This window comes from Allobosea lupini, assembly GCF_900109525.1.
Taxonomy (GTDB): Bacteria; Pseudomonadota; Alphaproteobacteria; order Rhizobiales; family Beijerinckiaceae; genus Allobosea; species Allobosea lupini.
Genome location: NZ_FOAN01000002.1, coordinates 281,978 through 308,063, shown reverse-complemented (window position 1 = coordinate 308,063; position 26,086 = coordinate 281,978). Strand labels below are relative to the sequence as shown.

Here is a 26,086-nt window from a genome sequence, read left to right as displayed (position 1 = left end):
ACGCTGCAGTCGCAGCGTCGCTACGAGGCCGGCAGGCCAGCCGATCTGGTCAGGCCGAGCCGCTCGCGGGCGAACCAGCGAGCCAGCATCAACGCGGCGACAATCGCGAGGCCGGTCGCGAGCCCGATCCAGATGCCGACGCCGGCGAGCGGTGTCAGGAAGCCGAGCGCCGCCGAGAGCGGCAGGCCGATGCCCCAGTAGCCGAGGCCGGCGAACAGCATCGGCACGCGCGTGTCGCGCAGGCCGCGCAGGATCGAGACCCCGACCACCTGGATGCCGTCGACGATCTGGAAGATCGCCGCATAGAACAGGAACACCATAGCGAGCTCTGCCACTTCGGCGGCGCGCGGCTTGCCGGCGTCGAGGAACGGAACGACGAGCCAGTGCGGGATCAGCAACATCAGCAGGGCGGTGAAGCACATGAAGGCGGTCGCGAGCGCGAGCGCCGTCGCGCCGGCCCGGGCGATGCCTTCTTCGTCGCCGGCGCCGAAGGCGCGCCCCACTCTGACGGTTCCGGCCTGGCCGATGCCCATCGGCACCATGAAGCAGAGCGAGGCGATCTGGATCGCGATCGCATGGGCAGCGAGCGAGGTCGGGCCGAGCAGGCCCATCAGGAAGGCGGCGCCGTTGAAGATCCAGACCTCGAAGCCGACGGTGGTGCCGATCGGCAGGCCCATCCGCCAGAAGGCGCGATAACGGCTCCAGTCCGCCCGCCAGAACCGGCCGAACAGATGATAGCGCCGGAAGCGTCGGTCGAGCGAGACCACCAGCGCGAGGCCGGCGAACATCAGGGTCGAGGCCAGCGCCGTGGCCATCCCGGAGCCGGGCAGGCCGAGCGCCGGGAAGCCGAGCCGCCCGAACATCAGCACCCAGTTGGCGAAGGCGTTGAAGCCGACCGCAAAGAGCACGGTCACGAAGACCCAGAACGGCCGCTGTAGCGCTGCGAGGAAACCGCGCAAGGTGAGATAGAGGTAGAAGGGCAGGAGCCCCCACTGCAGCGTGTGCAGGTAGGAAGCGGCAGCTTTTGCCAGCGCCGGATTCTGGCCCATCGCCGTCAGGATCGCCTCGGCTTGCCAGAGGCAGAGCCACATTGGGCCGGCCATCGTCGCCGCTACCCAGAAGCCCTGTCGCACCGTGCGGCGCACGTCGCGGACCGAATGCCGATTCCGCCCGAGCTCGATCGCGACCATCGGTGCGACGGCGGCCATCACACCGATGCCGAAGATCAGGAAGGCCATGTAGAGGTTGGAGGCGAGCGCGCCGGCAGCCAGCGAGTCGGGGCCCAGATGGCCCATCATGATCACGTCGGTCGCCGTCATCGCCGTCTGGGCGACATTGGTCAGCACCATCGGCCAGCTCAGCGCCAGCATGGCTTTGACCTCGGTGAGCCAGGGGCTCCCCGAGCGATAGGGCAGGGCGATCTGCGACATGATGACTGCCTTTTATCTGGGCAGATTGCTCCTTCAAAGTCCTCGCCGCGCCGGGGCGGGCCGCGCCCTGCGCGTGGCGCGCTGCCGGCACGCGTCGTGTCACCCAATCTGCCTCTTGCGCGCGGGCGCCCGTTCCGGCCTGCTGGGTCCAGACCAGAGCGCCTATGGAGAGCCGACGCGATGAGCACCAATCTGCGGATCGATGGGGAGCGCCTGCTCTCGCGGCTTGCAGCCCTGTCGAGGATCGGGGCGACGCCGGAAGGCGGCTGCCGGCGCCTTGCGTTGACGGATGAAGACAAGCAGGGGCGGGATTGGCTGGTCGGCGAACTGAAGGCGCTCGGCCTCGATGTCCGCGTCGATGCGATCGGCAACATCGTCGGCATTCTCAAGGGGCAGGAGGACGGGCCGGCAGTGATCATGGGCTCGCATATCGATACGGTCGGCACCGGCGGGCGCTTCGACGGCGCGCTCGGCGTGATCGGCGGCGTCGAGGTGCTGGCGGCCTTGCGCGATGCCGGTGTGACGCCGAAGCGCGACATGGCCGTGATCGCCTTCACCAATGAGGAGGGCGCTCGCTTCCATCCCGACATGCTCGGCTCCTATGTCTGGGCCGGCGGGATGAGCGTCGAGGCTGCCCATGCCGAGAAGGATTCCGACGGCGCCGGGCTCGGCAGCGAGTTGAAGCGCATCGGCTATCACGGTGCCGAGCAGCCCGGCTTCCTGCCGGCGCATGCCTATCTCGAGCTGCATATCGAGCAGGGGCCGGTGCTCGAGAGCGAGGGCGGCGGCCTCGGCGCCGTCACTGGCATCCAGGCGATCTGCTGGCTCGAACTGACGCTTACTGGCCGGCCGAGCCATGCCGGCACCACGCCGATGCGCTACCGCAAGGATCCCGGCCTCGCCGCTGCCCGCATCAACATCTTCGCCAACGAACTGACCAAGACGATCCCGGGCCAGCTCGCCAATTCAGGCGTGATCCGCACCTGGCCCGGCAACGTCAACGTCGTGCCCGAGACCGTCGTGATGACGCTCGATTTGCGCAATCCGCTCGATGCGCCGCTGGCAGAGGCCGAGGCCGCCGTCCGCAAGTTCTGCGCCGAATTGTCGGCTCGCGACGATATTTCGATCAGCTTCCGCGATCTCGCCCGCTTCCCGGCGACGCCCTTTGCCGAGGAGCTGATCGCCAGTGTCGAGGCGAGCGCCGCCGAGTTCGGCTTACCCATCCGCCGGATGATCTCGGGGGCCGGTCATGATGCGCAGATGATGTCGCGGCTCTGCCCGACCGCGATGGTCTTCATCCCCTCGATCGGCGGACTCTCGCACAACCCGGCGGAGCTCAGCAGCGACGACGACATGGTTGCCGGCGCCAATGTCCTGCTCAGCGCCGCCTGGCGCGCCGCCAACGCCTGAGGGGGATTTTCCTATGACCACCATCGCTTCGCTGTCCGCCGCCGAGCTCGGCTATCTCTACGCCGCGCGCGAACTCTCGCCGGTCGAGGTCGCCAGGGACGCGCTCGCCCGCATCGAGCGCTTCGAGCCGGAGGTGAACGCCTTCGTCGTCCGCGACGAGCCCGTGACGCTCGCCATGGCGCAGGCTGCGGAGAGCCGCTGGCTGAAGGGCGAGGCGCTTGGCCCGCTCGACGGCGTGCCGGTGACGATCAAGGACAATCTCGGCGTCGCCGGCTGGCCGATGCGGCGTGGTTCGGCGCTGGCTTCCGATGCGCCGTTCCAGGAGGACGCGCCGGCGACGGCGCGGCTGCGCGAAGCCGGCTGCGTCTTCCTCGGCAAGACCACCATGCCGGAGTATGGCTGGAAGGGCGTCGGCGATTCGCCTTTCTCCGGCATCACCCGCAATCCCTGGGATGTCTCGACCGGGCCGGGAGGCTCCTCATCGGGTGCAGCCGTGGCCGCAGCGCTCAATCTCGGCTGCATCCATCTCGGCACCGACGGCGCCGGCTCGGTGCGCATCCCTGCCGCCTTTTGTGGCGTCTTCGGTCTCAAGCCGACCTATGGCCGCGTGCCGGCCTGGCCCGCCTCGGTCATGGGCTTCCTCGCCCATCTCGGGCCGCTGACCCGCACCGTGCGCGACTCGGCCCTTGCGATGAACGCGATCGGCCAGCCCGATGCGCGCGACATGACCGCTTTCAAACATCCCCCGCCCGATTTCACGGCCGGGCTCGATCGCGGCGTGCGCGGCCTGCGCATCGCCTGGTCACCACGGCTTGGCGGCGATGCGCTGGTCGACCCCGAGGTCGCGGCTCTGACGCATGCGGCGGCGCTGACCTTCCGCGAACTGGGGGCGACCGTCGAGGAGGTCGATCCCGGCTTCGACGATCCGATCGAAACGCTGATGACGCTTTGGTCGGCCGGCGCGGCGCTGGCCCTGCGCAGCACCGATGCGGCGGGGCGCGCGCAGATGGATCCCGGCCTCGTAGCCGTCGCCGAGATGGGTGAGCGGATTGAAGGCGCTGCTTACGTCGATGCCCTGCTCTATCAACGCAATGCGCTTGCCTATCAGATGGCGCAGTTCCATGAGCGCTTCGATCTCCTGCTGACGCCGACGCTGCCGCTGCCGGCCTTCGCGGTCGGCAGGAACACGCCCGGGCATGGCGGCTATGGCGAGGACTGGACGCGCTGGACGCCGCTGACCTACCCCTTCAACATCACCCAGCAGCCGGCCGCCGCAGTGCCCTGTGGGCTGACCTCGGCCGGATTGCCGGCGAGTCTGCAGATCGTGGGGGCATTCGGGAATGATGCGCTCGTCATGCAGGCGGCTGCATCGTTTGAATCCGCGCGTCCGTTCGCGCGCGTCGATGCGCCGATCAAATCGATTTAGGCGGATCGGCGCAATTTTCTGCGCCTGTCCCCCGGCTTCGCGTGTCGTTTGCTTGCAAACGATGTCGTGAGCCGCAAACCGGTTCCGTCTGGCACGAACCGTGCAGGGCCAATTCTTGTCGTAGCGACCCGTCAAGCGTGTTGTCAGGCGCAGATTTTTCTGCCCACACTCTAGGCAAGGTCGCCCGATCAGAGGCCGCCGCCGCTTCAGGGGAGAGTACAAGATGGACCGCAGGAATTTTCTGAAGACCGCCGCCGGCACCGGCGTTCTGGCAGCAACCGGCGGCCTCGCCATGCCAGCGCTCTCGCAAGGCGCGGCGGCCAAGACGCTGCGCTTCGTGCCGCAGGCCAACCTCGCCAATTTCGACCCGATCTGGGGGACGCAATACGTCGTCCGCAATGCCGCAGCCCTGGTCTGGGACACGCTCTACGGCATCGATTCGAAGTTCCAGCCGCAGCGCCAGATGGTCGAGGGCGAGGAGGTCTCCTCCGACGGCCTGACCTGGACCTTCAAGCTGCGTTCCGGCCTCAAATTCCATGACGGCACGCCGGTGCTCGCCAAGGACGTGGTGCAGAGCCTGAAGCGCTGGCAGGCCCGCGACCCGATGGGCCTGATGATCAAGGCGATCGAGAACGAACTCGCCGCCGTCGACGACCGAACCTGGACCTGGAAGCTCAAGCAGCCCTTCCCGAAGATGCTGCTGGCGCTCGCCAAGAACAACGCGCCGTGCTCCTTCATCATGCCCGAGCGCATCGCCAAGACCGATCCGTTCACGCAGATCACCGAGTATGTCGGCTCCGGGCCGATGAAGTTCGCCCGCAGTGAATGGGTGCCGGGCGCCAAGGCGGTCTTCGAGAAGTTCGCCGACTATGTGCCGCGCTCCGAGAAGGCAGATTGGCTCGCCGGCGGCAAGAACATGCTGGTCGACCGGATCGAGTGGGTGATCATCCCCGATGCCGCGACCGCGGCAGCCGCGCTGCAGAGCGGCGAGGTCGACTGGTGGGAGACCCCGCTCTCCGACCTCGTGCCGGTGCTCAAGGCTCACAAGGACATCAGCGTCGATATCGGCGATCCGCTCGGCAATATCGGCGCCTTCCGCATGAACCACCTGCATCCGCCCTTCAATAATCTGAAGGTGCGCCAGGCGGTGCTGACGGCGATGAACCAGGAAGACTTCATGCGCTCGATCGTCGGCGACGACGACAAGCTCTGGAAGCCGCTGCCCGGCTTCTTCACGCCGGGCACCCCGCTTTATACCGAGGCGGGCGGCGACATGCTGAAGATGAAGAACGTCGCGGCCGCCAAGAAGCTCATCGCCGAGTCCGGCTACAATGGCGAGCCGGTGATCTGCGTCGTAGCGCAGGACATGTCGGCGACCAAGGCGATGGGCGACGTCACGGCCGAGCTGCTCAAGAGCATCGGCCTGAAGGTCGATTTCGTCGCCACCGACTGGGGCACGGTCGGCGCACGGCGCGCCCAGAAGACCCCGCCGAGCCAGGGCGGCTGGAGCATGTTCCACACCTGGCATGCCGGCGCCGACTGCATCAATCCGTCCTCCTACACGGCGATCCGGGCGAATGGCGACAAGGCCTGGTTCGGGTGGCCGGACGTGCCGGCGGTCGAGACCGAGGTCACCAATTGGTTCAACGCCAAGGATCAGGCCGAGGAGAAGGCGGCGATGGACCGCCTCAACAAGGCCGCCGTCGAGAACGTCGTCTATGCGCCGACCGGCTTCTATCTCGGCTACCAGGCCTGGCGGAAGAACGTCACCGGCGTGACCAGCGGCCCGCTGCCCTTCTTCTGGGGCGTGTCGAAGGCCTGAGACCGAGCAAGCCTGCGGCCCGGCTGATCCCGGGCGGCAGGCTCCAATCAAGCCGCCGGATGTGTCGGGGTTGCCATTCCGACAACTCCGGCGCCAGTAGCGGCAACTCAGGGGTTCGATGCTCGCTTTCATCGTCAGACGCATTATCTCGACGATACCCGTCATGGCTTTCGTGGCGCTGTTCGTCTTCTCGCTTCTCTACATCGCGCCGGGCGATCCGGCGGCCGTGATCGCCGGCGACCAGGCCTCACCCGCAGACGTCGAGCGCATCCGCGCCAGCCTGGGCCTCGACCGACCCTATCTGGTCCGCTTCGGCGAATGGTTCTTCCGGGTGTTGCAGGGCGATCTCGGCACCTCGATCTTCACCTCGCTGCCGGTGACGCAACTGATCGCCCAGCGCATCGAGCCGACCTTGTCGCTGATGGTGCTGACGCTGATCCTGGCGGTTTCGATCGCCGTGCCGCTTGGCGTCATCGCCGCCTGGAAGGCCGGCACCTGGGTCGACCGCGCCGTGGTCGGCTTTGCGGTCTTCGGCTTCTCCGTGCCGGTCTTCGTGATCGGCTACCTGCTCGCCTACGTCTTCGCGCTCAAGCTCGACTGGGTGCCGGTGCAGGGCTACACGCCGATCTCGCAGGGTATCTGGCCTTGGTTCAAGAACTTGATCCTGCCCTCGATCACGCTGGGCACGGTGTATATTGCGCTGATCGCGCGCATCACCCGCGCGACCATGCTGGAGGTGCTGCAGCAGGACTATGTCCGCACCGCTCAGGCCAAGGGCGTCGGCAACCGTGACGTGCTCTTCCTGCATTCGCTGAAGAACGCGGCGGTGCCGGTCGTCACCATCATCGGCATCGGCGTCGCGCTGCTGATCGGCGGCGCCGTCGTCACCGAGAGCGTCTTCGCCATTCCTGGCCTCGGCCGGCTGACGCTCGATGCCATCCTGCGGCGCGACTATCCGGTCATCCAGGGCGTCGTGCTGATCTTCTCGTTCGTCTACGTGCTGGTGAACCTGGCCGTCGACCTGATCTACACCCTCGTCGATCCGAGGATACGCTATTGACCGCTCCAGCTGCCCCACTGCCTCTGGCGGATGAAATCGGCGCGGGCGTCAAGCCGCCCAAGCGCTCTTATCTGCGCAAGCACCCTTCGGTCGCGATCGGCGGCTTCCTGCTGCTGGCGATGATCTTCATCGCCGTCTTCGCGCCACTGCTCTTTACGGTCGATCCGACGGCGATCTCGACGGCGCGGCGTACGCGCGTGCCGTCCGAGCTCTACTGGTTCGGCACCGACATGCTCGGGCGCGACATCTATTCGCGCGTCGTCTACGGCGCCCGCGTCTCGCTGATCGTCGGCTTCTCGGTCGCGATCCTGGCCTCGATCGCCGGTCTGGCGATCGGGCTGTTCTCCGGCTTCGTGCGCTGGGCCGACGGCATCGTCATGCGCGTCATCGACGGCATGATGTCGATCCCGCCGATCCTGCTCGCCATCGCTCTGATGGCGCTGACGCGCGGTTCGGTCGGCAACGTCATCCTCGCCATCACCATCGCCGAGATTCCGCGCGTCGCCCGTCTTGTTCGAAGCGTCGTGCTCTCCCTGCGCGAACAGCCCTATGTCGAGGCGGCGATCTCGAACGGCGCCCGCGTGCCGCGCATCATCATCAAGCACATCCTGCCCAACACGATCGCGCCGATGACGGTGCAGGCAACGTATATTTGCGCCAGTGCCATGATCATCGAGGCGATCCTGTCCTTCATCGGCGCGGGCGTGCCGCCGGCGACCCCGTCCTGGGGCAACATCATGGCCGAGGGCAGGGCGCTCTGGCAGGTCAGGCCGCACATCGTCTTCTTCCCGGCGCTGTTCCTCTCGATCACCGTGCTGGCCGTCAACCTGCTTGGCGACGGATTGCGCGACTCGCTCGACCCGCGCCTGGCCAAGAGCATCTGAAGGCGGTTCGACGTCATGTCCTGCGCTGTCGTCGGGCCTGGTCGAAGCCCGACCCGCTTAGCGAATTGGCCCGCCTATGGGCCCATTCATTTTCCTGGCGATGCCGTCGCTCTCGGTGATGGCATCGTCGAGCGCGCGTCAGGCGCGCAGGTCCAGGACGACTTCCCCGGACACCGCGTCGGTGACGCCGAGGCCATTGCCGAGGTCCTCGAGCGTGTCGCGGAAGCTGCCGAGCGTCGCGATCATCTGATCGCGGGCGCCCTTCAAGGCGGCGAGGTCCTCCCATTCGCCGATCAGGCAATAGGCGTGGTCGCCGGTCTTGATGATGTGGCCTCGCGCAAGGCCGGGCCAATTGGCTTTGCCTTGGCGGTGGGCGTCGAGGAATTCGGCCTCACGCCCGGGCTTGATGCGGAAGCGGACGACATTGAACGTGGCCATGACTTTGATCCGCAGCTCGATGCTGCCCCGGCAGCCGCGGCCGGCGCTTCCGGACCGAGCCCAGAGGGAACGCTCGACGCTATTGCCGTAACGGCAACTGCGCAATGGCGCACACGGATAACCGCGTCCGCCTCGCGCAGCATCCTCGAGCAACGACCAAGCACAGCAGGAGCCTTCCGATGCCTCGTATCCTGACCGTCGGCGCAGCCCAGCTCGGGCCGATCCAGCGCGAGGAGAGCCGCAGCTCTGCCGTCGCCCGCATGATCGAGCTGATGCGCCAGGCGAAGGCGAATGGCTGCGACCTCGTCGTCTATCCCGAGGCGGCGCTGACCGCCTTCTTCCCGCATTGGTGGATCGATGACGAGGCCGAGATCGACTCCTATTTCGAGAGCGCCATGCCATCGAACGAGACGGCGCCGCTCTTCGCGGAGGCCGAGCGGCTCGGCATCGGCTTCCATCTCGGCTATCCGGAACTGGCTTTCGAGGACGGCCGCAAGCGCCGCTTCAACACCGCGATCATGGTCGACAAATCGGGCCGGATCGTTGGCAAATACCGCAAGATCCATCTGCCGGGGCATCCCGAGCATCGGCCGGACGCCGTCTTCCAGAATCTCGAGAAGCGCTATTTCGAGACCGGAAATCTCGGCTGGCCGGTCTGGGAAACAATGGGCGGCCGGCTCGGCATGATGATCTGCAACGACCGGCGCTGGCCCGAGAGCTATCGCGTCATGGGGCTGCAGGGCGTCGAGATGATCGTGCTCGGCTACAACACGCCCAAGCACAACCCGCCGGCGCCCGATCACGACCGGCTCGGCAATTTCCACAACCAGCTGGTGATGCAGGCCGGCGCCTATCAGAACGCGACCTGGGTGGTCGGCGTCGCCAAGGCGGGATTGGAGGCCGGCGTCGACCAGATCGGCGGCTCCTGCATCATCGCCCCGACAGGCGAGGTGGTGGCGCAGGCGGTGACCGAGGATGACGAACTCGTCGTCGCCCGCTGCGATCTCGACCTCGGCAACAGCTACAAGAACTCGACGTTCAATTTCGCCAAGCATCGCGAGCCGCAAACCTACGGCATGATCGTCGAGCGCAAGGGCGCGGTGATCGCTTAAGTTTACCGTCATTCACAAGGGCGATACGGCCAGTTTCGCCTGAACGCGAAGCGTCCGTCCGCCTGGTTTCCCCAAGGAGCAGTCATGACCCACGATCTCATCCTCAAGGGCGGACGGGTGATCGACCCGTCGCAGAAGCATGACGGCGTCCTCGACGTCGCCTTCACCGGCGGGAAGGTCTCGGGTTTCGGCAAGGACCTGAAGGGAGCCAAGGAAGTCCGCGACGTCTCGGGCTACATCGTCACGCCGGGCCTGATCGACCTGCACACTCATGTCTACTGGGGCGGCACTTCGCTCGGCATCGACGCCGACGAGTTCTGCCGCGCCTCCGGCGTCACCACCTCGGTCGATACCGGCTCGGCCGGGCCCGGCAACTGGCCGGGCTTCCGCAAGCATGTGATCGAGAAGAGCCAGGCGCGCATCCTCGCCTATCTCCACGTCTCGCATGCCGGCATCTATGGCTTCGACCACCGCGTCATGGTCGGCGAGAGCGGCGATCTTCGCCTGATGAATCCGATCGATTGCGTCGAGGTCGCCGACAAGAATCGCGACCTGATCGTCGGCATCAAGGTCCGCGTCGGCCTGCACGCCTCCGGCACGTCCGGCACGGTGCCGCTCAACATCGCGCTGCAGGTCGCCAACGAGGTCGGCATGCCGCTGATGTGCCATATCGACCATCCGCCGCCGTCCTATGAGGAGGTGCTCGCCATGCTGCGCCCCGGCGACGTGCTGACCCACGCCTTCCGCCCCTTCCCGAATGCGCCTGCGACGGCACAGGGCACGGTGAAGCCCGAGGTGGTCGCCGCCCGCAAGCGCGGCGTCATCTTCGACATCGGCCACGGCAAGGGCTCGTTCTCGTTCAAGACGACGCGCGCCATGCTCGCCAACGGCTTCGAGCCGGACGTGATCTCCTCGGACGTGCACAAGCTCTGCATCGACGGCCCGGCCTATGACCAGGTCACGACCATGTCGAAGTTCCTGTGCATGGGCATGAGCCTGAACAATGTGATCGCCGCCTCCACCGTGAATGCGGCGATGGCGCTGAAGCGGACGGAATACGGCTCGCTCAAGGTCGGCTCGCTCGGCGATGCGACCGTGCTCACCGTCAAGGAAGGCAAGTTCGACTATGTCGACGTCGTCGGCGAGCACCTGATCGGCGATCGCAAGATCGTCTCCGAGGGCGTGGTGCTGAAGGGCGCCTGGTGGCACCCCAAGCGCAGCAACAAGTTCAGGAAGGTCGAGGCGGCGTAGGAAACGGGCGTCATTCTCGGGCGAAGCGAAGCGCAGACCCGAGAATCTCATGATGAGAAGGAGCCAATCCGCGCCCTTCCGGCCAGAGATGCTCGGGGCAAGCCCGAGCATGACGCGTGATCGCTCCGATGAGCATATCCTCACCCTCCTGGCGCCCCATGGCAGCCGCCGACCTGCCGGCCATCATGGCGGTCGCGGGACAGGTGCATCCGGACTATCCGGAAGGCGAGGCCGTCTTCGCCGAGCGGCTCGCGCTGCATCCGGCCGGCTGCCTCGTGCTGGCGGGCGGCGAAGGGCTCGGCGGCTATGTGCTGAGCCATCCCTGGCGGCTCGGCCAGGTGCCGGCGCTCGACAGCCTGCTCGGCGCTTTGCCGGGCGATGCCGATGCCTATTACATCCATGACCTCGCTTTGCTGCCCTGCGCACGGGGCGGTGGCGCCGCCTCGGCATGCGTCGATCGGCTGGCAGCGCATGCCCGCGATTCAGGCTTTGTCCGCATGGCCCTGGTCGCGGTCGGCAACTCGGCCGGCTTCTGGCGTCGCCAGGGCTTTCGCGAGGCGCATGACGAAGCCCTTGCCCGCAAGCTTGCGAGCTATGACGATGCGGCCCGCTATCTGGTCCGCGATTTGAAAGACGATTGGAGAAACGCATGAGTGCCGATGACAAGCTCAGGGAATTGGGCCTGACCCTGCCCGACGTCCCGACTCCGGTCGCGACCTATGTCAGCTTCAAGCGCGTCGGCGACTTCATCTACCTCTCCGGGCAGGGCCCCAAGCGCGCCGACGGCACCTATCCGACCGGCAAGGTCGGCGCCGACGTCTCGATCGAGGACGCCTATGAGCACGCCAAGCAGACCGGCCTCGGCCTGCTCGCGGCAATGAAGAAGGCGGCCGGATCGCTCGACAAGATCGAGGTGGTGAAGCTGCTCGGCATGGTCAACGCCGCGCCCGATTTCGCCCAGCATCCCAAGGTCATCAATGGCTGTTCGGACCTGTTCGTCGCCGTGCTCGGCGAGAACGGCCGCCATGCCCGCTCCGCCGTCGGCATGGGCTCGCTGCCGAACAACATGACCGTCGAGATCGAAGTCATCGTCCGGGTGCTGCCGTGACCGCGCTCGCAGACGAGATCGCCCGCGTCTACGGCACGCCGGCGGTCGTCATCGACCTCGACAAGGTCGAGGCCAATATCGCCCGGCTCCAGGCCGCCTGCGACGCTGCCGGCGTCGCCAACCGCCCGCATATCAAGACGCACAAGTCGCCTGAGCTGGCCCGGCTCCAGGTCGCCGCCGGCGCGCGCGGCATCACCTGCCAGAAGCTCGGCGAGGCCGAGGTCATGGCCGATGGCGGCATCGACGACATCCTGATCAGCTACAACATTCTGGGTGAGGAAAAGCTGGGGCGTCTCGGTGCCTTGCAACGCCGCGTCCGCATGATCGTCGCGGCCGATAATCCCGTCACCATCGCCGGCCTGCCGAAGGCCGCCGAGATCGCCGGGCGCAATCTCGAGGTCGTGGTCGAGTGCGATACCGGCCGCAAGCGCGCCGGCGTCGAGACGCCGGGCGAGGCGGTCGAACTCGCCAGGCAGATCGCGGCCTCGAAGGGCCTGACCTTCGCCGGCTTCCTGATGTATCCGCCCGAGACGGGCTGGCCGGCGACGCAGGATTTCCTCGACACCGCCAATGCCGGCCTGCGCGAGGCGGGGCTGGAGGCAGGCATCGTCTCGACCGGAGGCTCACCCAATATCCCGAATATCGGCAAGCTCAAGGGCTCGACCGAGCATCGCTCGGGCACCTCGATCTTTAACGATCGCATGCAGATCGCGGCGGGGGTGGCGGCGCTTGAGGACTGCGCGCTGACCGTCTACGCGACCGTGGTCAGCCGGGCCGGGCCGGAGCGCGGCATCCTCGATTCCGGCTCGAAGACGCTGACCAGCGACAAGGGCGGGCTCGACGGCCACGGCTACATCCTCGAATACCCGCTGGCCAGGATCGCCCAATTCGCCGAGGAGCACGGCTTCCTCGACCTGTCCGGCAGCAATGAGCGGCCCAATGTCGGCGAAGTCGTGCGGGTGGTGCCGAACCATGTCTGCGTCGTCGTCAACATGGTGGACCGGCTGGTGACGGTGCGCGGCGACAAGCTCATCGGCGAACTGCCGGTAGCGGCGAGGGGGAAGCTGACCTGAGGATTACGAGGCGAGACGGCTCTGAAGGGCGCGGGGAACCCTTCTCCCGTGTGGGAGAAGGGCAGGGATGAGGGCCTGCCCTATCCGGAGAGGTCGCAGCGGCGCCGTTGCGTTTGAGTGGTCAGCGGCGGGCCCGCACCCCTACCCCTCTCCCATCCGGGACAGGGGATCCAGCGCCTCACGTTTGCGACGCGATCCTTGCTACCCCTTCCCGCGCTCCTCCAGGAAGGCGACCAGGTCTCGCCGCACCAGCTCGATATGGTCGACGAGGAGGCGGCACGCCTCCTTCATCGCTCCGGCACGGCTGAGCCGGATCAGCTCGTTGTGCTCGATCCGCGCCCGCTCGATCGATGAACTGTGCTGCAATTGCAACCGCGTATAGCGATCGCTGGTCTGCAATAGCCCCGCGACGATCGCGAGCGTGCGCGGCTGCGTCGCGCGGGCATAGAGCGCCATGTGGAAATCGGCGTTGAGCAGCCCCCAGCGGCTGATGTCGCGCGCCGTCATCGCCTCCTCGAAGGCGGCTTCCATTCCGGCTACCGCGTCGAAGTCTTCAGCCGTCAGCACCGGCACCGAACTCGCCAGCAGCCGCGGCTCCAGGAGCTTTCGCAGCTCGAAGACGTCGTTGATCTCGTCGAGCGACAGCCCTGAGACAATTGCGCCCTTGTGCGGGACGATCCTGACGAAACCCTCCGCCTCGAGCTGGAACAGCGCCTCGCGCACGGGGATGCGGCTGACCTCATAGGCCTGCGCCAGCGCGTCCTGCCGCAATTGCGAGCCGGCCGGATAGCTGCCGGCGAGGATCTCCTGTCGCAGGCGATCGACGATCGCCGAGGCAAGGGTGCGGTGTTTCAGGGGAGGTGACATCGACTGCACCGTAGTGGATCGCCGCACGAAAAACCATTGACACGTAGATTTTATACAATCTACAAAGTGGCAAGGGGAAGGCAAGTATGAACAACGAAGCTGTCGCGGCGAAACGCCGCTCCATGGCCGTGCCGGAGGCGATCGTCGCCGTGTCCGGAGGCCTGCTCAGGGTCGAGCATCGCGCTATCCAGGCGCTGATGTTCCTGCTCTCGGCGCTGATCCTGCTCAACGTCGTCACGCGCTACACGGGCTACCCGATCTACTGGATCGACGAATCCGCGGTTTACAGCGTCGTCTGGCTGACCTTCATCGGCGCTTCCGCCATGACGCGCATGCGGCTCGATTTCGCAGTGACCATGCTGACCGAGCGCTTCTCGGCGCGTGGCGCCGCGATCTTCCGGGTGATCGCAACGCTCGGCGTGGTCCTGTTCGGCGTCGCCCTCGGGGTGATGTGCTGGCTCTGGCTCGATCCGGTCGGCATCGCCCAGGCCGGCTTCGACGCCAGGGACTATGCCGGCCAGTCGTTCAACTTCATCTACACCGAGCGGACCCAGACGCTGAACTGGCCGACCTGGGTGATCTACCTGATCATGCCGCTCTTCGCCTTCACCATGACGCTGCATGCGCTGGCGAACCTGTTCGAGGATCTCGGCCTGGTCGCGAAGCAGGAGCTGCCCGGCTTCGCTGCCGCCAATGCCGACGGGGTGGTGAACTGATGGCACTCACGGTTGGAGCCTTCTTCGGCATCATGCTGGCCGGCGTGCCGATCGCGCTATGCCTGTGCCTGGGCGCCCTCATCTACATGGCGGCGGCCGGCAATATGCAGTTGCTGCCGAACTATCCGCTGCAGATGTTCGGTGGTGTCGACAGCTACGGGCTGATCGCGATCCCGCTTTTCATCCTGATCGGCGAGATCATGAATGGCGGCGGCATCACCCGCCGCATCGTCGACCTCGCCATGGCCTTCGTCGGCTCGCTCAAGGGCGGGCTGGCCTATGTCAATATCCTCGCCAACATGTTCGTCTCCTCGATCCTTGGCTCGGCGACGGCCCAGGTCGCGATCATGGCGCAGGTCATGGTCCCCGAGATGGAGCGCAAGGGCTACGACAAGGACTTCGCCGCCGGCCTCACCGCCTATGGCGGCATGCTCGGGCCGATCATCCCGCCCTCGGTGATGTTCGTCGTCTACGCCGTGCTGGCGCAGGTCTCGGTCAGCGATATGCTGATGTCCGGCATCGTGCCGGGCGTGCTGCTGACGCTGCTGTTCTTCCTCGTCATCGCCGGCATGGGCTTCGTCTACAACTATCCGGCCGGCGACAAGCTCTCCCTGCGCGAGCGGGTCAAGATCGTGCTGGGCGCCGCGCCGACGCTGCTGATCCCGATCGTGATCGTCGGCTCGATCCTCGGCGGCTTCGCCAATGCGACGGAAGCGGCCGCGGTCGGCTCGGTCGCGGCGGCGCTGATCGGTTGCTACTGGACCAAGGAGCTCAAATTCAAGCAGATGCCGCAGATGATGCTGCGCGCCGGCGTCTACTCGGCGATCGTGCTCTTCCTCGTCGCCGCTGCCGCGGTGTTCTCCTGGGTGCTGGTCTACGGCAAGGTCCCGCAGGCCGTCGCCGCCTCGATCCAGGCGATCGCCAAGGATCCGGTGACATTCATGCTGCTGGTCAACGTCATCCTGCTGGTCATCGGCACGGTGATCGACGGCATTCCCGGTCTGATCATGACGGTGCCGATCCTGCTGCCGATCGCGGCCGAGGTCTACAACATCGACCCCCGCCATTTCGGCGTGGTCGTGGTGATCAACCTCGTGCTCGGCCTGCTCTCGCCGCCGGTGGGCCTGTGCTTCTTCGTCGCCGCCGCGGTGACGGGGGCCAAGCCCGGCAGGATGTTCATGGTGACCCTGCCCTTCTTCATCATCTCCTGCGTCCTCCTGGTCCTGCTTTCGATCTATCCATGGCTCTCGCTGGCCCTGGTGAAGTGAACCTGCCTGCCAACCAATAAGGGGAGTTCCGTCATGACCATTTCACGCCGTCATCTCATCGCAGCCGCTGCGACCCTGCCGATCGCCAAGCCGGCGCTGCTGCTCGCCCAGAGCAAGGAGCTGCGCCTCGGCATCCTCACCCCGAACGGCCATCCCTGGAACGTCGCGGCCGTGAAGGTCGGCGAGCGCCTGAAGGCCGAGACCAATGGCCGGCTGAACCTGACGGTCTTCCATTCCGGCCAGCTCGGCAACGAAGCGGCGATGCTGCAGCAGATGCAGTCCGGCGCGCTCGACCTCGGCTGGATCATGGCCGCTGAGCTTGGTTCGCGCGTTCCGGCGATCGGCGCGATCACCGCGCCCTATATCGTCGACTCCACTGCCAAGATCGCCAAGCTGGTGCGCGATCCCGTCGCGATGAAGCTGTTCGATGTTCTGCCGCGCGAGACCGGTTGCGTCGGCATGGCCTGGGGTATCACCGGCATGCGCGCCGTCTTCTCCGCTAAGGAGATCGACGGTGTCGCCGGGATCAAGGGCATGAAGCTGCGCATCAACCCGACCCCGGTCTATCGCGATTTCTACCAGCTGCTCGGCGCCGCGCCGACCCCGATCCCGACGCCGCAGGTCTTCGACGCGATGACCAACGGCCAGGTCGACGGGCTCGAGGCGGATCTGGAGTTCTCCTGGAACCAGCGCTTCGACAAGGTCTCGAAGACCATCCTGCAGATGAACGCGATCTTCATGCCGGTGATCGCGCTCGCCTCGGGTCGTGTCTGGCAGGGCATGCCGGCGGCCGACCGCGAGCTGATCCAGAAGACGGTCCGTGCCGCGCTCGACGAGCAGATCGACGCACTCGCGGTTAACGAGCCCAAGCTGGTCGAGCAGTTCAAGGCGGCCGGCGCCAACTTCAAGCTCGCCAATCCGAAGGATGCCGAGGCCGTCGTCGCCGAGTTCGACAAGATCTGGCTGCCCAAGGCGCCGGTGCTGGCCGACCTGCGCAAGGCCGGCAAGGCGATCACGGCCTGATTTTTTCAGCTATCATCCCGGCTGCGGGCGCTCCGCCCGCAGCCGCATTTCCTCCCGCGAGCGGATACCTGCCATGACCAAGAACATCTTCAGCGGTACGATTCCCGCCCTGATGAGCCCCACCACCGCCGCGGGCGACGTCGACTACGCCGAGCTGGTGCGCACCGGCCGCCATCTGATCGACGCCGGCATGTCGGCGGTCGTCTATTGCGGCTCGATGGGCGACTGGCCGCTGCTCACCGACGAGCAGCGCATGGAAGGCGTCGAAGCCCTGGTGAAGGGCGGCATCCCACTGATCGTCGGCACCGGCGCGCAGAACCCCAAGCGCGCCGCAGCGCTCGCCGCCCATGCCAAGAAAGCGGGGGCGCAGGGCCTGATGGTGATTCCGCGCGTGCTTTCGCGCGGCTCTTCGCTCCAGGCGCAGCGCGCCCATTTCGAAGGCATCCTGGAAGCCGCGGTCGACCTGCCCTCGGTGATCTACAACAGCCCCTATTACGGCTACGAGACCAAGGCCGACCTGTTCTTCGCGCTCAATCAGCGCTTCCCGCATCTCGTCGGCTTCAAGGAGTTCGGCGGCGGCGCGGCGCTGACCTATGCGGCCGAGCATATCACCAACCGTGATCCCAAGCTGACCCTGATGGTCGGCGTCGACACGCAGGTGACGCACGGCTTCATCCGCTGCGGCGCCAGGGGCGCGATCACCGGTATCGGCAACGCCCTGCCCAAGGAGGTGCTGCACCTCGTCGCGCTCTCGCAGAAGGCCGCCGCCGGCGACCCGCAGGCCGAGCGTGATGCGCTCGAACTGGAGCGGGCGCTGTATGTGCTGTCGTCCTTCGACGAGGGCGTCGACCTCGTACTCTACTACAAGCACCTGATGGTGCTGGAAGGCCACAAGGCCTATGAGCGCCATTTCAACGACGCTGACAGGCTTTCCGATGCCCAGCGCAATTATGTCGAGACCGAATGGCGCCGCTTCAAGAGCTGGTACGCCAAATGGGCGGCCGAAGGGCGCGCTGCCAAGGCGGCTTGAGCAAGGTCGTCATTCTCGGGCGGCGCGCAGCGCCGACCCGAGAATCTCATGACCAGAAGACACTGGTTTCCGAGATGCTCGGGTCAAGCCCGAGCATGACGATCGACTGCCGCGATCGTTATTCAGGATGCCGCGCGTTCCACGCCTCGGCATATTCGGCACACAGCCGGTCGAGCTCGGCCCGGTCGGTCACGCCGGCAGGCCGCGCCCGCGAAGGCGAGGCCTGCTGGAACGGCACTGAGCGCTGATGCGCCACCCGCCAGATCCGGCGCAATTCGGTGAGCGGCTCGGCATGGTCGTCGACCCGAATGTCGAAGCTCGGCACCGGCTCACCTGCCCAGATCCTAATCGCGCAGGATTGCCGGCCGCGCTTGTCGCCGCCGGCCTTCTCGCCGGCTTCGAGCGCGACCAGCAGGCGCTCGTCGAAGTCGAGCCCCGAATTCTCGACATAGGCCTTCAGCGTCTCCTGGACGACCTCCGGCCCCGCCAGCATGTTGCCGGCGACCGAGACCTGCGGCCCGTTCACCGCCCCGCACCAGTCGATGCAGGCATTGCCGGTATAGGACGCGGTGCGGCCATCGCGGTCGATCAGGTGCAATTGCCGATGCGCCCTGCCTTCGTCCGCAGAGGTCAGGTTGGCGATGATCTCGACCGAGGATCGCCCCTCCTGAAGCAATCTCAGGCCGTCGACGCCGTAGAGCGGGTTTACGAAGGCCTGGGTCGCGATCGCGCCGACCCGGCCGCAGCCATAGGGTACGCGCGCGCCGACGGCGAAGGCGCAAGTGGAGACGGCGACGCCATAGGCGCCGGTCGCGGCGTCGCGAGCGACGATGGACCATGTCATGGAAGAAGGCCTCCTACCGCCCGGCGGCGTAGGCCTGCATCAGACGCGGCGTCGCGGCGGCGCGCAAGAGCCCGTCGGCGCTCTTCTCGGCTGCGGTCAGCCGCCCCACCGTCCAGGCCGGCGCCTTCTCCAGCCTGTGGCCGCGCCGGGTGAGCTCGGCCAATGTCGCCTCGCCGACGCTCTCCTCGACAGTGAGATGCCCCGGCCGCGCCTCGCGCGGATAGAAGGTCGAAGGGAAGTGCTGGGTGTGGAACAGCGGCAGGTCGATCGCCTCCTGCAGATTGAGGCCGTGATGCACCCGGCGCAGGAACATGCCGAGCTGCCACTGCTCCTGCTGGTCGCCGCCCGGCGTGCCGAAGGCGAGGCGCGGCTGTCCGTTCTCGAAGGCGATGGTCGGGGTCAGCGTCGTGCGCGGGCGCTTGCCGGGCGCCAGCGAGGACGGCAGGCCCTCTTCGAGGAAGAAGGCCTGGGCACGCGAGTTCAGCGGGAAGCCGAGCTCCGGGATCACCGGCGAGGATTGCAGCCAGCCGCCCGAGGGCGTCGCCGCGACCATGTTGCCCCAGCGGTCGATGACGTCGATATGCACGGTGTCGCCGCGCCGCGACGAGGCGACCATCGAGGCCAATGTCGGCTCGCCGACGGTCGCGCCGCCCTTGGCACCATGCTGGCCGGCGATCCGGATATTGGCGAGCGCCTGCGCGACCTGCGCCTCGAAGCCGGCGACTGCGCCTGGACGGATTTCGAGCGAGGCCTCGTTGCCGATCAGCTCGCGCCGGCCGCGGGCATAGTCGTCCGACAGCAGCGTCGCCAGCGGCACCTTCACGAAATCGGGATCGCCGTAATAGGCCTCGCGATCGGCGAAGGCGAGCTTCATCGCTTCCGCGACGTGATGGATGAACTCCGGGCTCGCCGGACCCATGGCGGAAAGATCGAAGCCTTCGAGGATCTTCAGCGTCTGCAGGAACACCGGACCCTGGCCCCAGGGGCCGATCTTGAAGACCTCCCAATCATGGTAGGTCACGCTCGCCGGCGCCTCGTAGTGCGGCGTCCAGCCGGCCATGTCCTGCGCGGTGAGCAGGCCCTTGTGCCGGCGGCCGGTCGAATCCATCGGCGCTTCCGTGCGGCAGAAGGCGTCCATCGCTTCGGCGACGAAGCCCTTGTACCAGGCATCGTAGGCAGCCTGGATCTGCTTCTGCCGGTCGCCGCCGACGGCCTCCGCCTCGGCGAGGATGCGCTTGTAGGTGTTGGCGGCGGCCGGATTGCGGAAGAGCTCGCGGCCCTTCGGGACATTGCCGCCGGGCAGGTAGACTGCGCCCGAGGTCGGCCATTCCTTGGTGAAGAGGTCGCTCAGGCCCGCGATCGTGTCGGAGACGCGCGGCAGCATCGGATGGCCGTTCTCGAAATAGCCGATCGCCGGCTCCAGCACCTCGCGCAGCGGCAGGCGGCCATGGTCGCGCAGCATCGTCATCCAGCCGCCGAAGGCGCCGGGGATCACGGTCGAGAGCAGGCCGTCGCCGGGGATGATGTCGATGCCAAGATCCTTGTAGGCCTTGATCGTCGCCGCTGCCGGCGCGGGCCCCTGGGCGCAGAGCACTTCGACCTTTTTCGTCTCAGCCGAATAGAACACCGCCGGCATGTCTCCCGCCGGGCCGACGAGGTGCGGCTCGACCACCTGCAGCACGAAGGCGGCGGCGGCGCAGGCATCGAAGGCGTTGCCGCCCTTCTCCAGCATTGCCATGCCCGAAGCGGTCGCGAGCCAATGCGTCGAGGTGACGACGCCGAAGGTGCCGAGGATCTCGGGGCGGGTGGTGAACATGGTCGGTTCCTTAGGCGGTGAGGTCAGGATTCTTTGGGATCGAGCGCGTCGCGCAGGCCGTCGCCGAGCAGATTGAAGCCCAGGACCGCCAGGAAGATGGCGACGCCGGGCGCCACCGACATCCACGGCGCCTGCTCCATGAAATTCTTGGCGACGTTGAGCATCTGGCCCCAGGACGGGGAGGGCGGCTGCTGGCCGAGGCCGAGGAAGGAGAGAGCGGCCTCCAGCACGATCGCCTGCGCCATGAACAGCGTGGACTGCACGATGATCGGCGAAAGTGTGTTCGGCGCGACATGGCGGAACAGGATGTAGAGCTTGCCGCCGCCGATGGCGCGGGCACCGTCCACGAACTCCTCGTTCTTGATCGCCAGCACCTGACCGCGCACGAGCCGGATCAGGATCGGTGCGAAGGAGAGACCGATCGCGATCATCGCATTGGTCAGCGACGGGCCGAGCACGGCCGCGAGCGCGATCGCCAGGATCAGGAACGGGCAGGCGAGCAGGGCCTCGGTGACGCGCGAGATCACCGCGTCGATCCAGCCGCCATACCAGCCGGCGATCAGCCCGATCGGGACGCCGACCGCGAGCGCGATCGCGACCGAGACGATGCCGGCGAGCAGCGAGGCCTGCGCTCCGAAGATCAGCCGCGAGACCTGGTCGCGGCCGAGCTCGTCGGTACCGAACCAGTATAGCTCGGACGGCGGCTTGCGGATGGCGAGGAAATTCGATTTCAGCGGGTCGGCGAGCGGCAGCAGCGGCGCCAGCAGCGCCATCGCGACGAAGATGAGCACGATCAGGCCGCCGATCCGGGCCGAGCGGCTGCGCATCAGCTTGCGGAGGGAGCCGCGGCCCTGAAAGGTCGCCCCGGTGGCACGGACGGTCATGGCGCCCATCAGCCGTCCCTCAGGCGCGGATTGACGAGGATGTAGAGGACATCGGCGAGGAGGTTCATGATGATGAAGCCGATCGCGGTACAGAGCACGACACCCTGGACGACGCCGTAATCGCGGTTGAAGACGGCATCGACGATCAGCTTGCCGAAGCCGGGGATGGTGAAGACCTGCTCGGTCAGCACTGCGCCGGCGAGCAGTTCGCCGAACAGGATCGTCGACAGGGTGATGATCGGCACCAGCGCGTTGCGCAGCGCGTGCCGGTTGATCACGGCGTCCTCGGCCAATCCCTTCGCGCGCGCAGTCCGGACATAGTCGGATTGCAGCACTTCGAGCATGGCCGAGCGGGTATGACGCATCAGCGATGCGGCGAGCCCGCCGCCGAGCACGAAGGCCGGCATGATCAGCCGCTCGATCGCGGCGCGCGGATCGCTGAAGATCGACTCGAAGCCCGAGGCCGGCAGCCAGCGCAACTCGACCGAGACCAAAAGGATCAGCATGATCCCGAGCCAGAAATGCGGGACCGAGAGGCCGAACAGTGCCACCGCGCTGGCGGAATAGTCGGCGATGGTATCCTTGCGCCTGGCGGCGATGATGCCGGCGGGGATGCCGATGCCCACCGCGACCAGCATCGAGGCGACGGCGAGCTGGAAGGTGACGCCGAGCTTCTGGATGATGAGCCCCAGCACAGGCTCGCCGGTCCGCAGCGAGCGGCCGAAATCGCCCTGGATCACCTGGCCGAGCCAGGCAAAGAACTGCACCACGATCGGATCGTCCATCCGGTAGATCTGGCGCAGGCGCGCGATCACCTCGGGGTCGCGCTCCTCGCCGGCGATGACCAGGAACGGATCGCCCGGCAGCGCCCGTTGCAGGGCGAAGACGAACAGCGACACCAGGAACAGCGTCGGGATCGCGATCAGGAGGCGCCGGCCGATCAGGGCGAGCATGGCTGCCGGTCGCCATTGCAGGCCGGGGAGGGAGCGCGGCTGCGCTCCCTCGTCTCGGATGAACGTGTCACGACCGCTTCAGCCCCGAAAGCCGGATCATCCCGTCGGGATTGATGACGAAGCCCTGGATGTTCGAACGCAGCGCGAAGAAGACGGTCTGGTTGTAGAGATAGACGATCGGCAGTTCGTCCTGCAGGATCTTCTGTGCCGCGTCGTAGCGCTTCTTGCGCTCGGCGACGTCGTAGATGGTGCGGGCTTCGTCGAGCAGCCTGTCGACCTCGGCGTTGGAATACTTGCCGTCGTTCTGGTTGCCCTTGGTGGTGACGAACTGGTGGATGTTGCCATCCGGGTCGATGCGGCCGGACCAGCCGATGCGGCTCATCTGGAACTTGCCCTGCTGCTGGTCGCGCAATTGGCTGGCGAACTCGCTGGAGCGGATCTGGATGTCGATGCCGGCCTCCTGCGCCATCGCCTGGATCACCTGGCCGAGCTGGGCGTCGACGGGGTTGTTGGTGACGAAGAGCTCGACCGATACCTTGCTCTGGCCGGCTTCCTTCAGCAGCGCCTTGGCCTTGGCGACATCGCGCTCCGGCACGGGCAGGGCGGCGGAAAGGTATTGGTTGCCCGGGTTGAAGGGCTGGTTCATCGGCGCATAGAGCCCTTCGAACACCACCTGGCTCAGCACCTTCCGGTCGATCGAGAGCGACAGCGCCTGCCGGACGCGCTTGTCCTTGCCCATCGGCTGGTTGGCAGCGTCGCCATGATTGGTGTTGATGGTGATGCCCTGATAGCCGAGGTTCGCCGTGCTCTGGACCTTCAGGCTTTTGTCGCCCTGGGCCGATTTCACATCGGTCGGGGCCAGCCGTTCCAGCATGTCGAGTTCGCCGGCGCGCAGGTTAGCGAGGCGGACGGTGGTGTCGGGGATGGCGCGGTAGACGATCCGGTCGAACTGGTACTTGTCGGCCTCCCAGTGCCCTTTGAACTTCTCCAGCACGATCCGGTCGTTCTGGACGCGCTCGACGAACTGGTACGGGCCGGAGCAGATCGGCTTGGCGGTGATGTCGGGACCGAGGCTCTTCGGCGACAGCATCATGCCGGCGCGGTCGGTGAGCTGGGCGAGGAGCGTCGCATCGGGGCGCTTCAGCTTGAGGACCAGCGTCGCCGGATCGGGCGCGCTGACGCTCTCGACCGAGGCGAGTTCGGATTTGCGCAGCGAATCCGGCAGCGTCATCGCCCGTTCGAGATTGGCCTTGGCCGCCTCGGCATTGAACGTCTCGCCGTCATGGAACTTGGCGTCGGTGCGCAGCTTCATCGTCAGTGTCAGGCCATCGCCTGAGAACGACCATTCGGTCGCCAGCCGCGGGATGATCTTCAGCTCGGGATCGATATCGACGAGCCGGTCGCACAGGCCCATGAAGACGATGCGGCCGACGAAGGTGCGGGCCTTGTGCGGGTCGAGCATGTCGGGGTCCTCCTGGAGCCCGATCCGCAAGGTCGACGGCGATTGAGCTTGGGCTGGACATGCGGCGAGGCCCAGCAAGGCCGCCGACGCCAGCAGAACGATACGCTTCATGGCTGTTCCCCTGATTGTTTTGTGTTGATCCTGGCCCGCTGAATGGCGCTCGCTCGCTCTTCGGCGCTTGCGGGAGTTCCGCGGGTCATTCTGAGTTGGTCCCATTCGGTACCAAGCTGGCGCATTTTTCGGTGATCGTCGATAGGCTCGGCTTGCTCCGGCCGGGCGTTGCCGCGAACATTCCACGCCACCGCGATTGGTGCAATGGATACAGTGTGACGATTGGGTACCGCCGGTGCTCGCATGGCGGCAGGGCGACCAAGGTCTGTCGCCGCTCGCACGAATTCTGGTATGCAAGATTCCGCCGACGACGCGCGAATTCGAGGCGCGGGGCACAGGAAAGGTCTAGCGATGCTGCTGGGTGTGATTGCCGACGACATGACGGGCGCGACCGACGTCGCCCTGATGCTGAACCGCGCCGGGATGCGTACGGTCCAGGTCATCGGTGCTCCCGCAGCCGGCGCCAAGCTGCCTGAAGCGGATGCCGTGGTCGTCGCGCTGAAGTCGCGCACCAATCCCGTCGCCGAGGCTGTCGCGGATTCGCTCGCTGCCTGCGAGGCGCTGCTCGCGGCCGGCGCACGGCAGATCCTGTTCAAATACTGCTCGACCTTCGACTCGACCGCGCAAGGGAATATCGGTCCGGTCGCCGACGCGCTGATGCAGCGCCTCAATGCCCATCAGGCGATCGTCTGCCCGGCCTTCCCGGCCAATGGCCGCTCGATCTTCCAGGGCTACCTCTTCGTCGGCGAGGTGCCGCTGCACGAGAGCTCGATGAAGGATCATCCGCTGACGCCGATGCGGGACTCGAACCTGATGCGGCTGATGGGCGCGCAGACCGCGCACAAGGTCGGACTCGCCTCCTATGCCGCCGTCAACCAGGGCGCCGCAGCCGTGCGCAAGCGCCTGGCCGAGCTGGCGGCCGATGGCGTGCGCTATGTCGTCGCCGATGCGCTCGACAATGGCCATCTGATGGTGCTCGGCGAGGCCATTTCCGATCATGTCCTGCTTACTGGCGGCTCCGGCATCGCGATGGGCCTGCCCGAGAATTTTCGCAAGGCGGGCCACTTGCCCTGGCGCGAGACCGCGACGCATCTCGCCGCGCCGGCTGGCCGCGCCGGCATCATTTCCGGCAGCTGCTCGACCGCGACGCGTGGCCAGATCAAGGCGGCGCTCGCGGCTGGCATTCCCGCACTGAAGGTCGATCCGCTGGCGTTGGCCAGCGGCAAGCAGACGGCGAAGGAGCTGGCGGACTGGGCTCTGGCCCAGCCCGTCGACAAGCCCTTCCTCGTCTATTCCAGCGACGATCCGGCCGAGGTCGCGTCGGTGCAGGACAAGCTCGGCCGCGACAGGGCCGGCGAGATCGTCGAGCATGCGTTCGCCGAGGTCGCGCGGCAGCTGAACGCTGGTGGTGTGACCCGCCTGCTCGTCGCCGGCGGCGAGACTTCCGGCGCGGTCGTGCAGGGGCTTGCCATCCGCACCCTGGAGATCGGCCCGGAGATCGATCCGGGCGTGCCCTGGACCCGCGTCGTCGACGGGCCGGAGATGGTGGTCGCACTGAAGTCGGGGAATTTCGGTGCGCCTGATTTTTTCCTCAAGGCGTGGGACTTGCTCCGATAGAACCATTTGCCGAGGCTGGGAGGCAGATCCGATGGTCAACATATCGCATGAGACACCCGAGGCGACCGAGCGCCGACTGCTGCAGGTAACGACGCAGGCACGGCTTCAGGTCTATAGCGACACGTACGCATTCCTGGAGTTTCCGCTGTCGGCCTTTCCGGGCGCGGTGCGGCCCGACGCGCTGGCTCTGGTCCGCGATGATCAAGTCTGGAGCCAGCTCGTCCCCTGCGACGATGCGAACGAGGAATTGTTCGGCCTGTTTCGGTTTCACTTCCCGGCCGGCGCCGACAACAGCGGCTTTGTCGGTTGGCTGGCCAGCCGCTTCAAGCAGCGCTTCGGCACAGGGGTCTTTGTCACCTGCGGACAGAATCGCCTTGACGGGGGCATTTTCGACTATTGGGGTGTGCCAGTCGCCCTCGCTGCCGCGGTCATCGCCGAGGTCAACGCATTGGTGGAAGGAACCGCCGGCTGATATTCGCCG

The 26,086-nt window shown here is 66.6% G+C and carries 24 protein-coding genes; 16 read left to right on the top strand and 8 right to left on the bottom strand.

The genetic code is table 11. The annotated features are described in order from the left end of the window. Positions 1–20 precede the first annotated feature (20 nt). Positions 21–1,430 (bottom strand): MATE family efflux transporter, encoded by a 1,410-nt coding sequence (locus BMZ21_RS06940; RefSeq protein ID WP_244543732.1) that lies wholly within the window; start codon positions 1,428–1,430, stop codon positions 21–23. A gap of 180 nt (positions 1,431–1,610) precedes the next feature. Here BMZ21_RS06940 and BMZ21_RS06935 point away from each other — a divergent pair, with 180 nt between their 5' ends. The 5 genes from BMZ21_RS06935 (at position 1,611) to BMZ21_RS06915 (ending at position 8,032) form a co-directional block, all read left to right on the top strand. After that, on the top strand, positions 1,611–2,840 hold the full coding sequence (locus BMZ21_RS06935; protein ID WP_091831237.1) for a M20 family metallo-hydrolase: 1,230 nt from the start codon (positions 1,611–1,613) through the stop codon (positions 2,838–2,840). A 13-nt stretch (positions 2,841–2,853) separates the two neighbouring features. Continuing rightward, positions 2,854–4,266 carry an amidase gene (locus tag BMZ21_RS06930; protein ID WP_091831235.1) on the top strand — a complete coding sequence of 471 codons (1,413 nt, stop codon included), beginning with the start codon at positions 2,854–2,856 and terminating at the stop codon, positions 4,264–4,266. A gap of 223 nt (positions 4,267–4,489) precedes the next feature. After that, positions 4,490–6,088 (top strand): ABC transporter substrate-binding protein, encoded by a 1,599-nt coding sequence (locus BMZ21_RS06925; RefSeq protein WP_091831233.1) that lies wholly within the window; start codon positions 4,490–4,492, stop codon positions 6,086–6,088. 118 nt (positions 6,089–6,206) lie between these two features. Further along, entirely contained in the window at positions 6,207–7,148 is a 942-nt protein-coding gene (locus BMZ21_RS06920) for an ABC transporter permease (protein ID WP_091831231.1), read from the top strand. After that, positions 7,145–8,032: an ABC transporter permease gene (locus tag BMZ21_RS06915; protein WP_091831229.1), complete on the top strand. Its 888-nt coding sequence runs from the start codon at positions 7,145–7,147 to the stop codon at positions 8,030–8,032. The genes BMZ21_RS06920 and BMZ21_RS06915 overlap by 4 nt, the downstream gene beginning before the upstream one ends. 138 nt (positions 8,033–8,170) lie before the next feature. Here BMZ21_RS06915 and BMZ21_RS06910 read toward each other — a convergent pair whose 3' ends face one another. Then, positions 8,171–8,470: an antibiotic biosynthesis monooxygenase gene (locus BMZ21_RS06910; RefSeq protein WP_091831227.1), complete on the bottom strand. Its 300-nt coding sequence runs from the start codon at positions 8,468–8,470 to the stop codon at positions 8,171–8,173. A gap of 179 nt (positions 8,471–8,649) precedes the next feature. Between BMZ21_RS06910 and BMZ21_RS06905 the strand changes: the two genes are divergently transcribed. The 5 genes from BMZ21_RS06905 (at position 8,650) to BMZ21_RS06885 (ending at position 13,014) form a co-directional block, all read left to right on the top strand. Then, positions 8,650–9,582: an N-carbamoyl-D-amino-acid hydrolase gene (locus BMZ21_RS06905; protein ID WP_091831225.1), complete on the top strand. Its 933-nt coding sequence runs from the start codon at positions 8,650–8,652 to the stop codon at positions 9,580–9,582. Positions 9,583–9,666: 84 nt separating this feature from the next. After that, on the top strand, positions 9,667–10,833 hold the full coding sequence (locus BMZ21_RS06900) for an amidohydrolase/deacetylase family metallohydrolase (protein WP_091831223.1): 1,167 nt from the start codon (positions 9,667–9,669) through the stop codon (positions 10,831–10,833). A 158-nt stretch (positions 10,834–10,991) separates the two neighbouring features. Beyond that, positions 10,992–11,486, top strand: a complete 495-nt coding sequence (locus BMZ21_RS06895) for a GNAT family N-acetyltransferase (protein WP_091831221.1) — start codon at positions 10,992–10,994, stop codon at positions 11,484–11,486. Then, positions 11,483–11,941: a RidA family protein gene (locus tag BMZ21_RS06890; protein ID WP_091831219.1), complete on the top strand. Its 459-nt coding sequence runs from the start codon at positions 11,483–11,485 to the stop codon at positions 11,939–11,941. Before BMZ21_RS06895 ends, BMZ21_RS06890 begins: the two co-directional genes overlap by 4 nt. Beyond that, positions 11,938–13,014, top strand: coding sequence for an alanine racemase (locus tag BMZ21_RS06885; RefSeq protein ID WP_091831217.1), 1,077 nt, complete (start codon positions 11,938–11,940; stop codon positions 13,012–13,014). Before BMZ21_RS06890 ends, BMZ21_RS06885 begins: the two co-directional genes overlap by 4 nt. 201 nt (positions 13,015–13,215) lie before the next feature. Here BMZ21_RS06885 and BMZ21_RS06880 read toward each other — a convergent pair whose 3' ends face one another. Continuing rightward, a complete protein-coding gene (locus BMZ21_RS06880; RefSeq protein WP_091831215.1) occupies positions 13,216–13,881 on the bottom strand; it encodes a GntR family transcriptional regulator in 666 nt (221 codons plus the stop codon). An 86-nt stretch (positions 13,882–13,967) separates the two neighbouring features. Here BMZ21_RS06880 and BMZ21_RS06875 point away from each other — a divergent pair, with 86 nt between their 5' ends. The 4 genes from BMZ21_RS06875 (at position 13,968) to BMZ21_RS06860 (ending at position 17,918) form a co-directional block, all read left to right on the top strand. Then, entirely contained in the window at positions 13,968–14,597 is a 630-nt protein-coding gene (locus BMZ21_RS06875) for a TRAP transporter small permease (RefSeq protein ID WP_091831213.1), read from the top strand. Continuing rightward, the gene (locus tag BMZ21_RS06870) at positions 14,597–15,865 is read left to right on the top strand and encodes a TRAP transporter large permease (RefSeq protein ID WP_091831211.1); all 1,269 of its coding nucleotides are present in this window, start codon (positions 14,597–14,599) and stop codon (positions 15,863–15,865) included. Before BMZ21_RS06875 ends, BMZ21_RS06870 begins: the two co-directional genes overlap by 1 nt. Before the next feature lie 33 nt (positions 15,866–15,898). Continuing rightward, positions 15,899–16,888, top strand: a complete 990-nt coding sequence (locus BMZ21_RS06865; protein WP_091831209.1) for a TRAP transporter substrate-binding protein — start codon at positions 15,899–15,901, stop codon at positions 16,886–16,888. A 73-nt stretch (positions 16,889–16,961) separates the two neighbouring features. Then, positions 16,962–17,918 (top strand): dihydrodipicolinate synthase family protein, encoded by a 957-nt coding sequence (locus BMZ21_RS06860; protein WP_091831207.1) that lies wholly within the window; start codon positions 16,962–16,964, stop codon positions 17,916–17,918. Positions 17,919–18,036: 118 nt separating this feature from the next. Here BMZ21_RS06860 and BMZ21_RS06855 read toward each other — a convergent pair whose 3' ends face one another. From BMZ21_RS06855 to BMZ21_RS06835, 5 genes are all read right to left on the bottom strand, one after another. Then, positions 18,037–18,762: a DUF1028 domain-containing protein gene (locus BMZ21_RS06855; RefSeq protein WP_091831205.1), complete on the bottom strand. Its 726-nt coding sequence runs from the start codon at positions 18,760–18,762 to the stop codon at positions 18,037–18,039. A 13-nt stretch (positions 18,763–18,775) separates the two neighbouring features. Next, on the bottom strand, positions 18,776–20,578 hold the full coding sequence (locus BMZ21_RS06850; RefSeq protein WP_091831203.1) for a gamma-glutamyltransferase family protein: 1,803 nt from the start codon (positions 20,576–20,578) through the stop codon (positions 18,776–18,778). A 23-nt stretch (positions 20,579–20,601) separates the two neighbouring features. Further along, entirely contained in the window at positions 20,602–21,471 is an 870-nt protein-coding gene (locus tag BMZ21_RS06845) for an ABC transporter permease (RefSeq protein ID WP_091831201.1), read from the bottom strand. Further along, the gene (locus tag BMZ21_RS06840) at positions 21,471–22,415 is read right to left on the bottom strand and encodes an ABC transporter permease (protein ID WP_091831199.1); all 945 of its coding nucleotides are present in this window, start codon (positions 22,413–22,415) and stop codon (positions 21,471–21,473) included. The genes BMZ21_RS06845 and BMZ21_RS06840 overlap by 1 nt, the downstream gene beginning before the upstream one ends. Before the next feature lie 67 nt (positions 22,416–22,482). Further along, entirely contained in the window at positions 22,483–23,988 is a 1,506-nt protein-coding gene (locus BMZ21_RS06835; RefSeq protein WP_091831197.1) for an ABC transporter substrate-binding protein, read from the bottom strand. 351 nt (positions 23,989–24,339) lie between these two features. Here BMZ21_RS06835 and otnK point away from each other — a divergent pair, with 351 nt between their 5' ends. Together otnK and BMZ21_RS06825 are read left to right on the top strand one after the other, a co-directional pair. Further along, entirely contained in the window at positions 24,340–25,605 is a 1,266-nt protein-coding gene (otnK, locus tag BMZ21_RS06830; protein WP_091831195.1) for a 3-oxo-tetronate kinase, read from the top strand. Positions 25,606–25,636: 31 nt separating this feature from the next. Further along, entirely contained in the window at positions 25,637–26,077 is a 441-nt protein-coding gene (locus BMZ21_RS06825; RefSeq protein ID WP_091831193.1) for a DUF6196 family protein, read from the top strand. Positions 26,078–26,086: the final 9 nt, after the last annotated feature.

What these genes read in the sequence shown, in the direction of transcription:
- BMZ21_RS06930 (WP_091831235.1), top strand. Translation starts at nt 2,854, where the DNA reads ATGACCACCATCGCTTCGCTGTCCGCCGCCGAGCTCGGCTATCTCTAC.
- BMZ21_RS06840 (WP_091831199.1), bottom strand. Translation starts at nt 22,415, where the DNA reads ATGCTCGCCCTGATCGGCCGGCGCCTCCTGATCGCGATCCCGACGCTG.
- BMZ21_RS06925 (WP_091831233.1), top strand. Translation starts at nt 4,490, where the DNA reads ATGGACCGCAGGAATTTTCTGAAGACCGCCGCCGGCACCGGCGTTCTG.
- BMZ21_RS06935 (WP_091831237.1), top strand. Translation starts at nt 1,611, where the DNA reads ATGAGCACCAATCTGCGGATCGATGGGGAGCGCCTGCTCTCGCGGCTT.
- BMZ21_RS06940 (WP_244543732.1), bottom strand. Translation starts at nt 1,430, where the DNA reads ATGTCGCAGATCGCCCTGCCCTATCGCTCGGGGAGCCCCTGGCTCACC.
- BMZ21_RS06870 (WP_091831211.1), top strand. Translation starts at nt 14,597, where the DNA reads ATGGCACTCACGGTTGGAGCCTTCTTCGGCATCATGCTGGCCGGCGTG.
- BMZ21_RS06850 (WP_091831203.1), bottom strand. Translation starts at nt 20,578, where the DNA reads ATGTTCACCACCCGCCCCGAGATCCTCGGCACCTTCGGCGTCGTCACC.
- BMZ21_RS06875 (WP_091831213.1), top strand. Translation starts at nt 13,968, where the DNA reads ATGAACAACGAAGCTGTCGCGGCGAAACGCCGCTCCATGGCCGTGCCG.
- BMZ21_RS06905 (WP_091831225.1), top strand. Translation starts at nt 8,650, where the DNA reads ATGCCTCGTATCCTGACCGTCGGCGCAGCCCAGCTCGGGCCGATCCAG.
- BMZ21_RS06895 (WP_091831221.1), top strand. Translation starts at nt 10,992, where the DNA reads ATGGCAGCCGCCGACCTGCCGGCCATCATGGCGGTCGCGGGACAGGTG.
- BMZ21_RS06845 (WP_091831201.1), bottom strand. Translation starts at nt 21,471, where the DNA reads ATGGGCGCCATGACCGTCCGTGCCACCGGGGCGACCTTTCAGGGCCGC.
- BMZ21_RS06910 (WP_091831227.1), bottom strand. Translation starts at nt 8,470, where the DNA reads ATGGCCACGTTCAATGTCGTCCGCTTCCGCATCAAGCCCGGGCGTGAG.
- BMZ21_RS06890 (WP_091831219.1), top strand. Translation starts at nt 11,483, where the DNA reads ATGAGTGCCGATGACAAGCTCAGGGAATTGGGCCTGACCCTGCCCGAC.
- BMZ21_RS06900 (WP_091831223.1), top strand. Translation starts at nt 9,667, where the DNA reads ATGACCCACGATCTCATCCTCAAGGGCGGACGGGTGATCGACCCGTCG.
- BMZ21_RS06920 (WP_091831231.1), top strand. Translation starts at nt 6,207, where the DNA reads ATGCTCGCTTTCATCGTCAGACGCATTATCTCGACGATACCCGTCATG.
- BMZ21_RS06880 (WP_091831215.1), bottom strand. Translation starts at nt 13,881, where the DNA reads ATGTCACCTCCCCTGAAACACCGCACCCTTGCCTCGGCGATCGTCGAT.
- otnK (WP_091831195.1), top strand. Translation starts at nt 24,340, where the DNA reads ATGCTGCTGGGTGTGATTGCCGACGACATGACGGGCGCGACCGACGTC.
- BMZ21_RS06865 (WP_091831209.1), top strand. Translation starts at nt 15,899, where the DNA reads ATGACCATTTCACGCCGTCATCTCATCGCAGCCGCTGCGACCCTGCCG.
- BMZ21_RS06860 (WP_091831207.1), top strand. Translation starts at nt 16,962, where the DNA reads ATGACCAAGAACATCTTCAGCGGTACGATTCCCGCCCTGATGAGCCCC.
- BMZ21_RS06825 (WP_091831193.1), top strand. Translation starts at nt 25,637, where the DNA reads ATGGTCAACATATCGCATGAGACACCCGAGGCGACCGAGCGCCGACTG.
- BMZ21_RS06855 (WP_091831205.1), bottom strand. Translation starts at nt 18,762, where the DNA reads ATGACATGGTCCATCGTCGCTCGCGACGCCGCGACCGGCGCCTATGGC.
- BMZ21_RS06835 (WP_091831197.1), bottom strand. Translation starts at nt 23,988, where the DNA reads ATGAAGCGTATCGTTCTGCTGGCGTCGGCGGCCTTGCTGGGCCTCGCC.